Origin of the sequence: Bradyrhizobium sp. Mp27 (assembly GCF_029953005.1) — a bacterium.
Taxonomy (GTDB): Bacteria; Pseudomonadota; Alphaproteobacteria; order Rhizobiales; family Xanthobacteraceae; genus Bradyrhizobium; species Bradyrhizobium barranii.
The window spans coordinates 42,767-56,192 of record NZ_JASAUS010000024.1 but is presented as its reverse complement, the minus strand read 5'-3'; the positions used below and the strand labels follow the sequence as shown (position 1 = coordinate 56,192).

14 protein-coding genes are annotated in these 13,426 nt (G+C 64.0%); 13 read left to right on the top strand and 1 reads right to left on the bottom strand.

The window, feature by feature from the left end; genetic code table 11:
* Positions 1-208 precede the first annotated feature (208 nt).
* The 7 genes from QJT78_RS15575 (at position 209) to QJT78_RS15545 (ending at position 6,705) form a co-directional block, all read left to right on the top strand.
* Positions 209-964, top strand: a complete 756-nt coding sequence (locus QJT78_RS15575) for an ABC transporter ATP-binding protein (RefSeq protein ID WP_014495850.1) — start codon at positions 209-211, stop codon at positions 962-964.
* Positions 957-1,703 (top strand): ABC transporter ATP-binding protein, encoded by a 747-nt coding sequence (locus tag QJT78_RS15570; protein ID WP_038942921.1) that lies wholly within the window; start codon positions 957-959, stop codon positions 1,701-1,703. The genes QJT78_RS15575 and QJT78_RS15570 overlap by 8 nt, the downstream gene beginning before the upstream one ends.
* A gap of 48 nt (positions 1,704-1,751) precedes the next feature.
* On the top strand, positions 1,752-2,975 hold the full coding sequence (locus tag QJT78_RS15565; protein WP_028149746.1) for an ABC transporter substrate-binding protein: 1,224 nt from the start codon (positions 1,752-1,754) through the stop codon (positions 2,973-2,975).
* Positions 2,976-3,047: 72 nt separating this feature from the next.
* Complete coding sequence (locus tag QJT78_RS15560; RefSeq protein WP_028149745.1) at positions 3,048-3,911, top strand: branched-chain amino acid ABC transporter permease; 864 nt, start codon at positions 3,048-3,050, stop codon at positions 3,909-3,911.
* 1 nt (position 3,912) lies between these two features.
* On the top strand, positions 3,913-4,881 hold the full coding sequence (locus tag QJT78_RS15555) for a branched-chain amino acid ABC transporter permease (RefSeq protein WP_038942922.1): 969 nt from the start codon (positions 3,913-3,915) through the stop codon (positions 4,879-4,881).
* A 156-nt stretch (positions 4,882-5,037) separates the two neighbouring features.
* Positions 5,038-5,682, top strand: a complete 645-nt coding sequence (locus tag QJT78_RS15550; protein WP_014495845.1) for a DUF47 domain-containing protein — start codon at positions 5,038-5,040, stop codon at positions 5,680-5,682.
* Positions 5,683-5,697: 15 nt separating this feature from the next.
* Entirely contained in the window at positions 5,698-6,705 is a 1,008-nt protein-coding gene (locus QJT78_RS15545; protein WP_028149743.1) for an inorganic phosphate transporter, read from the top strand.
* On the opposite strand, the gene sugE is transcribed toward QJT78_RS15545, so the two are convergent.
* Complete coding sequence (gene sugE / locus QJT78_RS15540) at positions 6,698-7,012, bottom strand: quaternary ammonium compound efflux SMR transporter SugE (protein ID WP_028149742.1); 315 nt, start codon at positions 7,010-7,012, stop codon at positions 6,698-6,700. The genes QJT78_RS15545 and sugE overlap by 8 nt on opposite strands.
* Positions 7,013-7,170: 158 nt before the next feature.
* Here sugE and QJT78_RS15535 point away from each other — a divergent pair, with 158 nt between their 5' ends.
* The 6 genes from QJT78_RS15535 (at position 7,171) to QJT78_RS15510 (ending at position 13,413) form a co-directional block, all read left to right on the top strand.
* Complete coding sequence (locus tag QJT78_RS15535) at positions 7,171-8,790, top strand: peptide chain release factor 3 (RefSeq protein ID WP_028149741.1); 1,620 nt, start codon at positions 7,171-7,173, stop codon at positions 8,788-8,790.
* A gap of 209 nt (positions 8,791-8,999) precedes the next feature.
* Positions 9,000-9,578: a hypothetical protein gene (locus QJT78_RS15530; RefSeq protein ID WP_028149740.1), complete on the top strand. Its 579-nt coding sequence runs from the start codon at positions 9,000-9,002 to the stop codon at positions 9,576-9,578.
* A gap of 167 nt (positions 9,579-9,745) precedes the next feature.
* Positions 9,746-10,330 carry an NnrU family protein gene (locus QJT78_RS15525; RefSeq protein ID WP_028149739.1) on the top strand — a complete coding sequence of 195 codons (585 nt, stop codon included), beginning with the start codon at positions 9,746-9,748 and terminating at the stop codon, positions 10,328-10,330.
* 77 nt (positions 10,331-10,407) lie between these two features.
* The gene (locus QJT78_RS15520; protein WP_028149738.1) at positions 10,408-12,000 is read left to right on the top strand and encodes a class I adenylate-forming enzyme family protein; all 1,593 of its coding nucleotides are present in this window, start codon (positions 10,408-10,410) and stop codon (positions 11,998-12,000) included.
* A gap of 166 nt (positions 12,001-12,166) precedes the next feature.
* The gene (locus QJT78_RS15515) at positions 12,167-12,820 is read left to right on the top strand and encodes a tetratricopeptide repeat protein (protein WP_028149737.1); all 654 of its coding nucleotides are present in this window, start codon (positions 12,167-12,169) and stop codon (positions 12,818-12,820) included.
* Between the two features lie 44 nt (positions 12,821-12,864).
* Entirely contained in the window at positions 12,865-13,413 is a 549-nt protein-coding gene (locus tag QJT78_RS15510; protein ID WP_028149736.1) for a hypothetical protein, read from the top strand.
* Positions 13,414-13,426: the final 13 nt, after the last annotated feature.

Sequence of the window (13,426 nt, the reverse complement as noted above, 5' to 3'; positions counted from 1 at the left end):
CAGGCGACATCAAAACGCGTCCGACTAAGGGAGCATAAGCCTCCCGGCCGGAGACCTGATCTGCTCAGCTTTCCGCCTTGCCTAACCCCCGTCACCTCCGGCATATTCCGCGCCCGGAGGCGACGTTCCGGGACAGGCTCCAAGGCCCCCGGAAAGCCGAAGTAACTAAGGACAGCCACGCGTATTGTGCGGGCAGGGGGAAATCTGTTTGGCCGATGAGTTCATTCTCGAAACGGAAGGCTTGACCAAGGAGTTCGCGGGCTTCTTCGCCGTCCGCGACGTTGCGCTCAAGGTTCGCCGTGGGAGCATTCATGCGTTGATCGGCCCGAACGGGGCGGGCAAGACGACGTGCTTCAATCTTTTGACCAAGTTCCTCAAACCGTCCGCCGGCAAGATTCTGTACAAGGGGCAGGACATCACGGCGATGGCGCCGGCCGATGTGGCGCGCCTGGGACTGGTGCGATCATTCCAGATCTCGGCGGTATTTCCGCATCTCACCGCGCTGGAAAACGTTCGCGTCGCGCTCCAGCGCCAGCACGGCAGTTCCTTCGATTTCTGGCGCTCCAAGTCCGTGCTCAATCGCTTCAACGATCGCGCGCGTGAACTGTTGAACGATGTCGGCCTCAGCGAGTTTGCCAATACGCCCGCGGTCGAGATGCCCTATGGACGCAAGCGCGCACTGGAGATCGCAACCACGCTCGCGCTCGACCCGGAGATGATGCTGCTGGACGAGCCGATGGCGGGTATGGGCCACGAGGACATCGACAAGATCGCGGCGCTGATCAAGCGCATCTCGGCGAAATATACCATCCTGATGGTCGAGCATAATCTGAGCGTCGTCGCCAATCTCTCCGACATCATCACCGTGCTGACCCGTGGGCAGGTGCTGGCGCAAGGTCACTACAGCGAGCTCACCAAGGACGAGCGCGTCAAGGAAGCCTATCTGGGAGCCGGTCATGCCTGAGACTGCAATCGCGGACGCTCCCGCAAAAGCCGCAACCGGCGGTAACATCCTCCAGGTCCGCAACCTGGAAGCATGGTACGGCGAGTCCCACATCCTGCACGGGATCAATTTCGACGTGAACGCGGGCGAGGTCGTCACGTTGCTCGGCCGCAACGGCGCCGGCAAGACGACCACGCTGAAGTCGATCATGGGCATCATCGGCAAGCGGACCGGCTCGGTGAAGTTCAACAATCAGGACATCATCCGCGCGACCTCCGACAGGATCGCGCGGATGGGCATCGCGTTCTGCCCGGAGGAACGCGGCATTTTCTCCAGTCTCGATGTGCGGGAGAATTTGTTGCTGCCGCCGGTGGTTCGCCCGGGCGGATTGCCACTCGAGCAGATCTTCGATCTGTTTCCGAATCTGAAGGAACGTCTCAATAGCCAGGGCACCAAGCTCTCCGGCGGTGAGCAGCAGATGCTCGCGATCGCGCGCATCCTGCGCACCGGCGCGAGCTTCCTGATGCTGGACGAGCCGACCGAAGGTCTTGCGCCGGTCATCATCCAGCAGATCGGCCACACCATTGCGCGGCTCAAGAAGGAGGGTTTTACCATTCTCCTGGTCGAGCAGAACTTCCGGTTCGCATCCACCGTCGCCGACCGCTATTACGTGGTCGAGCACGGCAAGATCATTGACGGATTTTCCAATTCGGAGCTTGCCGCCAACATGGACAAGCTCCACACCTATCTCGGCGTCTAGAACGGCCAAGCCTCAAACGGCCAACAGAAAATTCACAAGGGAAGTAGCATGAAGACAAAGTCGATTGCATCGTTTCTGCTCGGCACGGCGTTGGCCGTGACCACCGCCGGCGTAGCCTTCGCGCAGGACAAGACCGTCAAGATCGGCGCGCTGTCCGATCAGTCCGGCCTCTACGCCGACCTCGGCGGTCCCGGCTCGACGCTCGCCGCCCAGATGGCCGTTGAAGATTCCGGCCTTGCTGCGAAGGGCTGGAAGATCGACATCATCTCCGGCGATCACCAGAACAAGCCCGACATCGGCACAGCGATCGCGCGGCAATGGTTCGACGTCGAGAAAGTCGACGTCATCGTCGACGTGCCGAACTCCGGCGTGGCGCTCGCCGTCAACAACGTCGTCAAGGAAAAGAACGGCGTCTACATCAACTCGGGAGCGGCGACCTCGGATCTGACCAACGCGCAGTGCTCGCCCAACACCGTGCACTGGACCTACGACACCTACATGCTGGCCCACACCACGGGCCAGGCTCTGGTGAAGGCCGGTGGTGACAGCTGGTTCTTCCTGACCGCGGACTACGCCTTCGGTGCGGCGCTCGAGCGCGATACCACGGCCGTGGTCACCGCCAACGGCGGCAAGGTCGTCGGCGGCGTTAAGCATCCGCTCAACACGCCCGACTTCTCGTCGTTCCTGCTGCAGGCGCAGGCGTCCAAGGCCAAGATCATCGGCCTTGCCAATGCCGGCGGCGACACCACCAACTCGATCAAGCAGGCGGCCGAGTTCGGCATCGTCAAGGGTGGACAGAAGCTCGCGGCGCTGCTGCTGTTCTTGACCGACGTCAAGGCGATTGGCCTCGAGACCGCGCAGGGCCTCAACTTCACCGAGACGTTCTATTGGGACATGGACGACAAGACCCGGGCCTTCTCCAAGCGCTTCTCCGACAAGATGAAGAACAACGCTCCTCCGACCATGGTGCAGGCCGGCGTCTATGCGGGCGTGCGTCACTATCTCAAAACGCTGGAAGCGCTCGGCGGCAATCCCCATGACGGCGTCAAGGTCGTCGAGAAGATGAAGTCGTTGCCGACGGAGGACGACCTGTTCGGCAAGGGCGAGATCCAGCCGAACGGCCGCACCATCCACAGCGCCTATCTGTTCGAGGTGAAGAAGCCCTCGGAGTCCAAGGGGCCGTGGGACTTCTACAAGCTGGTCGGCACCGTGCCGGGCGACCAGGCTTTCACGCCGCTGTCCGAGAGCAAGTGCGCGCTCTTGAAGAAGTAAGATAACCGCCCGCAGGCCATCCGGCCTGCGGGCGATTTTCAGGGAACGCCGAAGGGACCGGGTGCGGGATCGATGCAGGCTCTTTACGCTCAGCTACTGGTGGGATTGATCAACGGCTCGTTCTACGCGCTGCTCAGTCTCGGGCTTGCCGTGATCTTCGGCATGCTCAACATCATCAATTTCGCCCACGGCGCGCTCTACATGATGGGCGCGTTCGTTGCCTATTTCCTGCTGAACCTCGGCGGCATCAATTACTGGTGGGCGCTACTCCTGGCGCCGATTATCGTCGGCATCTTCGGTATGATCCTGGAACGGACCATGCTGCAATGGCTGACGGGGCTTGACCACCTCTATGGTCTGCTCCTGACCTTCGGCATCGCGCTGATCGTGCAGGGCGTGTTCCAGAACTATTTCGGCTCCTCCGGCCTGCCTTACGCCATTCCGGACCAGCTCAAGGGCGGCATGAATCTCGGCTTCATGTTCCTGCCGATCTATCGCGGCTGGGTCGTCATCTTCTCGCTGGTGGTGTGTATCGCGACCTGGTTCCTGATCGAGAAGACGCGGCTCGGTGCCTACCTGCGCGCCGCCACTGAGAATCCGACACTGGTTCGCGCCTTCGGCATCAACGTGCCGCGCATGATCACGCTGACTTACGGTCTTGGCGTTGGCCTTGCGGCGCTCGCTGGCGTGCTCTCGGCACCGATCAACCAGGTGCGGCCGTTGATGGGCGCCGACCTCATCATCGTCGTGTTCGCAGTGGTCGTGATCGGCGGCATGGGATCGATCATGGGCTCCATCATCACCGGCTTTGCGCTCGGTGTGATCGAGGGCCTGACCAAGTATTTCTACCCCGAGGCCTCCAACACCGTCGTGTTCGTGCTGATGGTGCTGGTGCTCTTGGTGAAGCCAACGGGATTGACGGGAAGGGCGGCCTGATATGACAGCCTTGACGGACGACACGCTGCCGGTGACCCCGCGCGCCATTCGAGACGAGATGATCGTATTCGTCCTGATGGCACTGCTGCTGGCCGCAGTGCCATTCAGCGGCATCTACCCGTTCTTCGTGATGCAGGCGCTGTGCTTCGCGCTGCTCGCCTGTGCTTTCAACCTCCTGATCGGCTATGGCGGCTTGCTGTCGTTCGGCCACGCGATGTTCCTCGGTACCGCCGGCTATTGCAGCGCGCATGCGCTGAAGGTGTGGGCGCTGCCGCCGGAGCTCGGCATCCTCGTCGGAATCGTCGCGGCTTTCTGGCTCTCGCTGATCACTGGCTACATCTCGATCCGCCGCCAGGGCATCTACTTCTCGATGATCACGCTGGCGCTGTCGCAGCTGCTGTACTTCATCTACCTCCAGGCGCCGTTCACCCATGGTGAGGACGGCATCCAGGGCATTCCACAGGGGCGCATGTTCGGTGTGTTCGATCTCTCGAAGCCGACGGTTCTTTATTATGTCGTGCTGGTCGGCTTCCTCGCCGGCTTCCTGCTGATCTACCGGATCATCAACTCGCCGTTCGGCGAGGTGCTGAAGGCGATCCGCGAGAACGAGCCGCGCGCGATCTCGCTTGGTTACCGGACCGATCAGTACAAGTTCCTGGCGTTCGTCCTGTCGGGCACGCTGGCCGGCTTTGCCGGTTCGCTGAAAGTGTTCGTGGCGCAGAATGCCTCGCTCACCGACGTGCACTGGACGATGTCGGGCGAGGTCGTGCTGATGACGCTGGTCGGCGGTCTCGGCACCATTTTCGGTCCCGTGGTCGGCGCCTTCGCGATCATCGCCATGCAGCAATATCTGGCCGGCTTCGGCCAGTGGGTGACGGTGATCCAGGGCTCGATCTTCGTGGTCTGCGTGCTCACCTTCCGTCGCGGCGTCATCGGCGAAATCGCCCATTACTTCCGCCGCTCGCTATAAGTCTTTGATATCACACCAATTTAATTGGTGTGCGAATCCGGTGGATGATCCGGCTCCGCGGGCGTGAGATGACACGCGCGCGGAGCGGAAATGGTCTATGACACTTTTGTGACGGCCAATTCGGGCCGGGCCATTTCCAACCGGTAGCCTATCCCCATGATGCGATGGTTTCGCGCTTTCCTGCCCAAGGAAGAACGGTTCTTCGACCTGTTCGACCGCCATGCACAGACCGTGATCCAGGGCTCGATCGCACTCCAGGGCATGCTCAACGGGGGCGAGGAGACGCCGGTCTACTGCCAGCGTGTCAACCAGTTCGAGAACGACGCCGACAACATCACCCGTGAGGTGCTGACGGCGGTGCGCCGCACCTTCATCACCCCTTTCGACCGTGGCGACATCAAAAATCTGATCACCTCGATGGACGACGCCATCGACCAGATGCAGCAGACGGCCAAGGCCGTGATGCTGTTCGAGGTCCGCACCTTCGAGCCGCCGATGCGGGAGATTGGCGGGCTCCTGATCGAATGCGCCAATCTCGTGGGGCGCGCGTTGCCGCTGATGCAGTCGATCGGCCCGAACGTCGCGATGTTGACCGCGATCACGGAAGAGCTGGGCAAGCTGGAGGGCCGGGTCGACGATCTCCATGACATCGGGCTGAAGGAGCTGTTCCTCAAGCATCGTGATGGCAGCGCGATGGATTTCATCGTCGGCGTCGAGATCTACGACCACCTCGAAAAGGTGGCCGACCGTTTCGACGACGTCGCGAACGAGATCAACAGCATCGTCATAGAGCAAGTTTAGGGCAGGGGTCGCGCCGTGGATGCTGCGCTCGGACTTCCTGTCCTCGTCGGCTTGATCGCCGTCGCGCTGCTGTTCGACTTCCTGAACGGCCTGCACGACGCGGCCAATTCGATCGCGACCATCGTTTCGACCCGCGTGCTGCGGCCGCAATTCGCGGTGTTCTGGGCCGCGTTCTTCAATTTCATCGCCTTCATGGTGTTCGGGCTGCATGTTGCCCAGACCATCGGCACCGGCATCATCGATCCCGCGGTGGTCGACGCCCAGGTGATCTTCGCGGCCCTTGTCGGCGCGATCGTCTGGAACCTGGTGACCTGGGGGCTCGGCATCCCATCCTCCTCCTCGCATGCGCTGATCGGCGGTCTTGTCGGCGGCGGCATGGCCAAGGCGGGGATCTCGGCGGCGGTATGGAGTGGCCTGTCCAAGGCTGTGCTGGCGATCGTGCTGTCACCGCTGGTCGGCTTCCTGCTTGCAATGATGCTGGTCGCGATCGTGTCCTGGCTCTCGGTGCGCTCGACACCGTTCGCGGTCGACCGCGCCTTCCGCATCTTGCAATTCGCCTCCGCCTCGCTCTATTCGCTCGGCCATGGCGGCAATGACGCCCAGAAGACCATGGGCATCATCGCCGTGCTGCTCTATTCGCAAGGGCATCTCGGCGGCGAATTCTCGGTGCCGTTCTGGGTGGTGCTGTCCTGCCAGGCCGCGATGGCCCTGGGCACGCTGATGGGCGGCTGGCGCATTGTCCGCACCATGGGCCTGCGCATCACCAAGCTGACGCCGATGCAGGGCTTTTGCGCCGAAACCGGCGGCGCCGCGACCCTGTTCATGGCGACCTTCCTCGGCGTTCCCGTCTCGACCACCCACACCATCACCGGCGCGATCGTCGGCGTCGGCGCGGCCCGCCGCGTCTCGGCGGTGCGTTGGAACGTCGCGAGCTCGATCGTCTATGCCTGGGTGATCACGATCCCGGCCTCGGCCATTGTCGCGGCGCTGACCTGGTGGGCGGTCCAGATTTTCGTCAGGTGACGAATTTCAGCCCGGCGATGCCGGCGACGATCAGCCCAATGCTGGCGAGGCGGAACGCGGTGGCCGGCTCGCCGAACAGGATGATGCCAAGCGCGGCGGTGCCGACCGCGCCGATGCCGGTCCAGACCGCATAGGCGGTTCCGACGGGCAGTGTTTTGAGAGCAAGTCCGAGCAGGATGACGCTGCCGGCCATCGCCGCGAGCGTGATGACGGACGGAACAAGCTTGGTAAAGCCCTCGGTGTATTTCAGGCCGATCGCCCAGGTAATCTCGAGAAGACCGGCGACGAACAGGATGCTCCAAGCCATGACGACCCTCCATTCAAGGCAGGGTCGTCCCCGCGGCGGATATGCTGATGAGGGGGGAGGCCGTCCTCCCCGGGAGCGGATATGGGGCTGGCCGAGGGGCTCCGCAATCCCCACATGAGGCTTGATCAGGCCCATTTTCCCTGCCAAACGCTCCCGCCATGTCCGACATCGCCATATCAGCCGACTCGCCGGCCCGTTCCCCGCTTGCCACCGAGGTGGCGCGGCGGCGCACCTTCGCGATCATCTCCCACCCGGACGCGGGCAAAACCACGCTGACCGAGAAGCTGCTGCTGTTCGGCGGCGCCATCAATCTCGCCGGCCAGGTGAAGGCCAAGGGCGAGCGGCGCAACACCCGTTCGGACTGGATGAAGATCGAGCGCGAGCGCGGCATCTCGGTCGTGACCTCGGTCATGACCTTCGAGTTCGAGGGTCTTGTGTTCAATCTGCTGGACACGCCGGGCCACGAGGACTTTTCGGAGGACACCTACCGTACGCTCACGGCCGTCGACTCCGCTGTCATGGTGATCGACGCCGCCAAGGGCATCGAGGCGCGCACGCGAAAGCTGTTCGAGGTCTGTCGTCTTCGGGATATCCCGATCATCACCTTCATCAACAAGATGGACCGCGAGAGCCGCGACGTGTTCGAGCTGCTCGACGAGATCGAGAAGACGCTGGCGCTCGACACCACGCCGATGACCTGGCCGGTCGGCCGCGGCCGTGATTTCCTCGGTACCTATGACGTCGCCAACGGCGGCGTGCGCCTGCTCGAAGGCGGCGGCGCCAAGACCGGCGCGGCCCAGCAGATCGAGATCGCGGAGCTGGCCAAGCTCAACGCCAATCTCGACGTCTCCGCGGTGAAGGACGAGCTCGAGCTCGTCACCGAGGCCTCAAAACCGTTCGAGCTCGCGGCCTTTCGTGAGGGCCATCTGACGCCGGTCTATTTCGGCAGCGCGCTGCGCAATTTCGGCGTCGGCGACCTCCTGGAAGGCCTCGGCAAGTTCGCGCCGGAGCCGCGCGCGCAGGAGAGCGACCAGCGCAAGGTCGAGGCCACCGATCCGCGCATGAGCGCCTTCGTGTTCAAGATCCAGGCGAACATGGATCCGAACCACCGCGACCGCATTGCGTTCGCGCGCCTCTGTTCCGGCAAGCTCAGCCGCGGCATGAAGGCGAAGCTCGTGCGCACCGGCAAGAGCATGCCGCTGTCGAGCCCACAATTCTTCTTCGCGCAGGACCGTTCGGTCGCGGACGAAGCCTTCGCCGGCGACGTCGTCGGCATTCCCAATCACGGCACGCTGCGCATCGGCGACACCCTCACCGAGGGCGAGGATTTCACCTTCGTCGGTGTACCGAGCTTCGCGCCGGAAATCGTCCGCCGCGTGCGTCTCACCGACGCGATGAAGGCGAAGAAGCTGAAGGAAGCGCTTCAGCAGATGTCGGAAGAGGGTGTGGTGCAGGTGTTCCGCCCGCGCGACGGCGCACCGGCGCTGGTCGGCGTGGTCGGCGCGCTGCAGCTCGACGTGCTGAAGGCACGCCTTGAGGCTGAATATTCGTTGCCGGTCGAGTTCGAGGTCAGCGAGTTCCAGCTCGCGCGCTGGGTCTCCTCGGAGGACCGCAAGAAGCTCGACACTTTCATCGCCGCCAACACCTCGAGCATCGCCGACGATGTCGACGGCGATCCCGTGTATCTGGCGAGAAACGAGTTCTATCTCGGCTACGCCAGGGAACGCGCCGCGGGCATCGAGTTCACGAACGTCAAGGACGTCAAGAAGAAGGGGTAGAGGCCACACTCCGCTGTCATTCCCCGCGAAGGCGGGGAATCCAGTACGCCGCAGCCTCTCGATTCCATCACCGCCGTCTCGGAGTACTGGGTCGCCCGGTCGAGCCGGGCGACGACACCGGAGCTAAACGCGAGCATGTGAACAGCCGCAGGCTTGACGGGTTCATTGTCGATGCCACGTTGGTTCGTGTGACATTGTGAGCTCGCATCATGTGGCGCGGCATCCTGGTTTTTCTCCTGCTGGCGATATCGACGGTTGCCGCCGACGCGCAGCGCCGCCAGATCAATCCGATCCCGTTTTCGCATGAGCCGTGCAGCGTGCTCGACGGCCGGCCCTGCACGCCGTACTACTGCAGCCCGCTCGAGCCCGGCCCCTGCATTCCCGAGATCGATTATCCCTATGGTCAGAACCTCCAGCTCACGATCGAAACCGTGCCGGCGGAGGCCGATCGCGCCAAATATCAAAAGCCGGATCACGATCTCGATACGATCGGCGATCTCTTCGCCGAGCTGCGCACCTGCTGGTCGCCACCATCGGACAATGCGCGCGCGGGCATGCAGATGGCGGTGCGTTTCAGCTTCAACAAGGCGGGCGGCATGATCGGTCCGCCGCAGCTGACCTATGCGACCGCGGGCGTCCCGGCCGATACCCGAACGACCTATCTCAACGCGATCAATTCATCGCTGAAAGCCTGCCTGCCGCTCAAATTCACCAGCGGCCTCGGGGGCGCGCTGGCTGGGCGTCCGATCGCGATCCGCTATGTCGATAATCGCGAGCTTGGAAAATAGCTCTATCCCCGTGTCCTGAGGACCGCGCTTGCGCGCGTCTCGCAGGATGAAGGCCGCGCTGTTGCAGCAGCCGGGCCTTCACGCCTGACCATGAGGCGTGAGAGTTGCGACCTGCGCCCAATCGATGATACGCCATGTGCGGGGGCGCTGGTTGAGGGGAGGATGTCGTGGGTCTGCTGGTCATGATCCTGGGGCTGATGCTGTTTTTTGCGGCCCATGTTTTCACAACGAAACGAGAGGCGCGCGCGCAAGCGATCGCGAGACTGGGCGAGGGGACCTACAAGATCGTTTATGCCGCGGTCTCGCTTGCGGGACTGGCGTTGATCATCTGGGGCTTTGCCCATTATCGCGCTGCCGGAATGATCCCGGTTTGGGAGCCGCCGGTCGCATTCAAGCACATTGCAGTCGCGCTGATGCTGCCCGCTGTCATTCTGGTGGTGGCCTCCTACTTGCGCGGGCGCATCTATGCGACGCTGAAGCATCCGATGCTGGCGGGCATCAAATTGTGGGCGGCCGCACATCTGCTCGCCAATGGCGATCTCGGCTCGATCATCCTGTTTGGCTCGTTCCTGGGCTGGGCCGTGTACGACCGCATCTCGCTGAAGCATCGCACCGATGGCGGCGGCCCGCCTATTCCGGTCGGTGGGGTCACCAATGATTTGATCGCCGTTGCAGTCGGTGTCGTCGCTTATCTCGCGCTGGCCTTCGCGTTCCACCCGGTTGTGATCGGCGTTCCCGTCATGGGGGGCTAACGACAGCCGATCAGCGCAAGACTGTTCCGCGCAGCCGTGCGCGGAACGTGACAAAGCAACAAGCCGAGGGCATTCCGATGGACTGGTCGCAATCTCAGATCCCTCCGATGCGTTTCGAGGCGCGCTTTGGCGATCGGGTGGTGCCGGCCTTCTGCGACCGGCCGGCGAGCCTGTGGGCGATGATCGCGGACGCTTGCGCCCGCAATCCGGACGGCGAAGCGCTGATCGCAGGCGATGTCCGGTTGAGCTGGCGGCAGGCCGTGGAGCAGGCCGCGCGGATCGCGGCCGGCTTTCGCAAGCTCGGCCTGCAGCGTGGCGATCGCGTCGCGATCCTGCTCGGCAATCGCATCGAATTTCCGCTGCTGCTGTTTGCCGCCGCGCATGAGGGGCTGGTGACGGTGCTGCTCGGCACGCGCCAGCAGAAGCCCGAGATCGCCTATGTCCTCGCCGATTGCGGCGCCAAGATCCTGATCCATGAAGCAGGGCTCACCGGGCGGCTGCCCGATGCGCTTCACGTCCCCGATGTCATCCACCGCATCGCCATCGACAGCGATCAGGCCCTGTCGCGTTTCGCCGTGCTCGCCGACAACGTCCCGGCACCGGCGCCGGTCGAGATCGGCGAGGAGGACACCGCGATGATCCTCTACACCTCGGGCACGACGGGCAAGCCGAAGGGCGCGATGCTCGCCCATTGCAACATCGTTCATTCCTCGATGGTGTTCGTCTCCTGCCTGCAATTGACGGAAGCGGACCGCTCGATCGCGGCGGTGCCGCTCGGCCACGTCACCGGCGTCGTCGCCAACATCACGACCATGATCCGCTGCGGCGGCGCGCTGATCATCATGCCGGAGTTCAAGGCTGCCGATTATCTCAAGCTCGCCGCGCGCGAGCGCGTCACCTACACGGTGATGGTGCCGGCGATGTACAATCTCTGCCTGCTCCAGCCCGATTTCGACAGCTACGATCTCTCGAGCTGGCGCATCGGTGGCTTTGGCGGCGCGCCGATGCCGGTCGCGACCATCGAGAAGCTCAAGGCGACGATTCCCGGCCTGAAGCTCGCGAACTGCTACGGCTCGACCGAGACGACGTCGCCCTCGACGATCATGCCGGGCGAGCTGACCGCGAGCCACATCGACAGTGTCGGCCTGCCGTGTCCCGGTGCCCGCATCGTCGCGATGGGAGCGGACGGGCGCGAGCTGCCCGCTGGCGAGATCGGCGAGCTCTGGATCCAGAGCGCCTCCGTCATCAAGGGCTACTGGAATAACCCGAAGGCGACGGCCGAAAGCTTCACGGGCGGATTCTGGCATTCCGGCGATCTCGGCTCGGTCGATGCGGCGGGGTTTGTCCGCGTGTTCGACCGGCAGAAGGACATGATCAATCGCGGCGGCCTGAAGATCTATTCGGCCGAGGTCGAGTCCGTGCTGGCCGGCCACCCCGCCGTGGTCGAGAGCGCGATCATTGCCAAGGCCTGCCCAGTGCTGGGCGAGCGCGTCCACGCCGTGGTGGTGACGCGCGCGCCGGTGGCGAGCGAAGCCTTGCGCGCCTGGTGCGCGGAGCGGCTGTCCGACTACAAGGTCCCCGAAACCATGGCGATCACCCCCGAGCCGCTGCCGCGCAATGCCAATGGCAAGGTGCTGAAGCGGCAGCTGCGGGAGCTCCTGGGAACCTGAGCCGGGCAGGCGACTCCGGGCTGTTCCGGGTGGTTAACGCCTTGATTGGGCTCGCTTTGCCTTGCCACCGCCATATCGTTAGGGTACCCCGCCGCCACGTGGGGGACGGGATTCCTGACGCGAACGCATTGGCGCGCGCACCCGGACGGGCATGGGATTAGCATAAGTGTCTGAATTATTTGACGAAGTCGACGAGGAAGTACGTCGCGAACAGCTCAAGAAGCTGTGGGACAAGTATTCGATTGTCTTCATTGCCCTGATGGTGCTGATCGTGGCCGCCGTCGGCGGCTGGCGCGGCTACCAGTATCTGGAGGGCAAGAAAGCCGCTGAGGCCGGCGCCGCCTTCGAGAAGGCCGCTGAGCTGTCCGACCAGGACAAGCACGCGGAGGCCGAGGCCGCCTTCACCGAGCTCGCCGCCAAGGCTCCCTCGGGTTATCGCACCCTAGCGCGGCTGCGTGCCGCGGCCGAGGCAGCGCCCCGCGACCCCAAGGCGGCCGCCAAGATGTTTGACGACATCGCCGCCGATCGCAGCATCGGTGGCGAGTGGCAGGATCTGGCGAAGCTCCGCGCCGCCGGCTTGCTGGTCGACAGCGCGTCCTATGCCGACATGCAGCAGCGGCTGGAGTCCTCCGCCGCGCCCAAATCCACGTTCCGCCATAGCGCCCGCGAGTTGCTGGCGCTGTCGGCCTGGCGCAACAACGACATGACCGCGGCCCGCAAATGGCTCGACGCGATTGCCGAGGACGGCGAAACGCCGCCCGGTTTGCGCTCACGCGCCGAGGCGCTCCAGGCCCTGCTGCCGCCCGTCCCCAAAAGCTGACCAAGAGCTGACCTTCGGGCTCTCTGACGTAGACGAGACACAAGATGCGCCGCACGCCACGCTTGATCGCAGCCGCCGTCCTGATCGCCTTCACGGGCATCCTGGGCGGCTGCTCCAGCTTCGATCCAAGCGACATGCTCGACTTCCTCGACACCAAGAAGAAGCTGCCGGGCGACCGCAAGCCGGTCTTCCCGGAGGGCGTTCCGGGCCTCGAGCAGGGCGTGCCGCGGGAGATGTACAAGGGCGCACAGCAGCAGCCGGACCCGAACGCGCCGGCCGTCGCGGCTCTGCCCGCCGAGCCGCCGCCCGAGGCCAAGCCGGCAAAGGGTGCCAAGGCGAAGAAGACCAAACAGCCTGCCAGCACCGCGGCCGCGCCCGCTGAGGCGCCGGCGGGCGAGGTCGACGGCGAGGCCCAGCCGGAGGCCGCGCCGCCCACTGCCGCTCCGCCGCCCAAGCAGAAGATCGTGCGCAAACGCACCACCGCCCCGCCGCCTGATCAACCCGTCCAGCAGGCGCAACCGACCCAGACCACCCAGCAGCAATCGCAGGGAGCTTTCCCGGCACCGATGCCGAGCGGCAGCTTTTCGCGCTGATCCCTTCATTACA

Coding starts and splice junctions, on each gene's coding strand:
- QJT78_RS15570 (WP_038942921.1), top strand. CDS start 957: ATGCCTGAGACTGCAATCGCGGACGCTCCCGCAAAAGCCGCAACCGGC.
- QJT78_RS15565 (WP_028149746.1), top strand. CDS start 1,752: ATGAAGACAAAGTCGATTGCATCGTTTCTGCTCGGCACGGCGTTGGCC.
- QJT78_RS15560 (WP_028149745.1), top strand. CDS start 3,048: ATGCAGGCTCTTTACGCTCAGCTACTGGTGGGATTGATCAACGGCTCG.
- QJT78_RS15555 (WP_038942922.1), top strand. CDS start 3,913: ATGACAGCCTTGACGGACGACACGCTGCCGGTGACCCCGCGCGCCATT.
- QJT78_RS15550 (WP_014495845.1), top strand. CDS start 5,038: ATGATGCGATGGTTTCGCGCTTTCCTGCCCAAGGAAGAACGGTTCTTC.
- sugE (WP_028149742.1), bottom strand. CDS start 7,012: ATGGCTTGGAGCATCCTGTTCGTCGCCGGTCTTCTCGAGATTACCTGG.
- QJT78_RS15535 (WP_028149741.1), top strand. CDS start 7,171: ATGTCCGACATCGCCATATCAGCCGACTCGCCGGCCCGTTCCCCGCTT.
- QJT78_RS15530 (WP_028149740.1), top strand. CDS start 9,000: ATGTGGCGCGGCATCCTGGTTTTTCTCCTGCTGGCGATATCGACGGTT.
- QJT78_RS15520 (WP_028149738.1), top strand. CDS start 10,408: ATGGACTGGTCGCAATCTCAGATCCCTCCGATGCGTTTCGAGGCGCGC.
- QJT78_RS15510 (WP_028149736.1), top strand. CDS start 12,865: ATGCGCCGCACGCCACGCTTGATCGCAGCCGCCGTCCTGATCGCCTTC.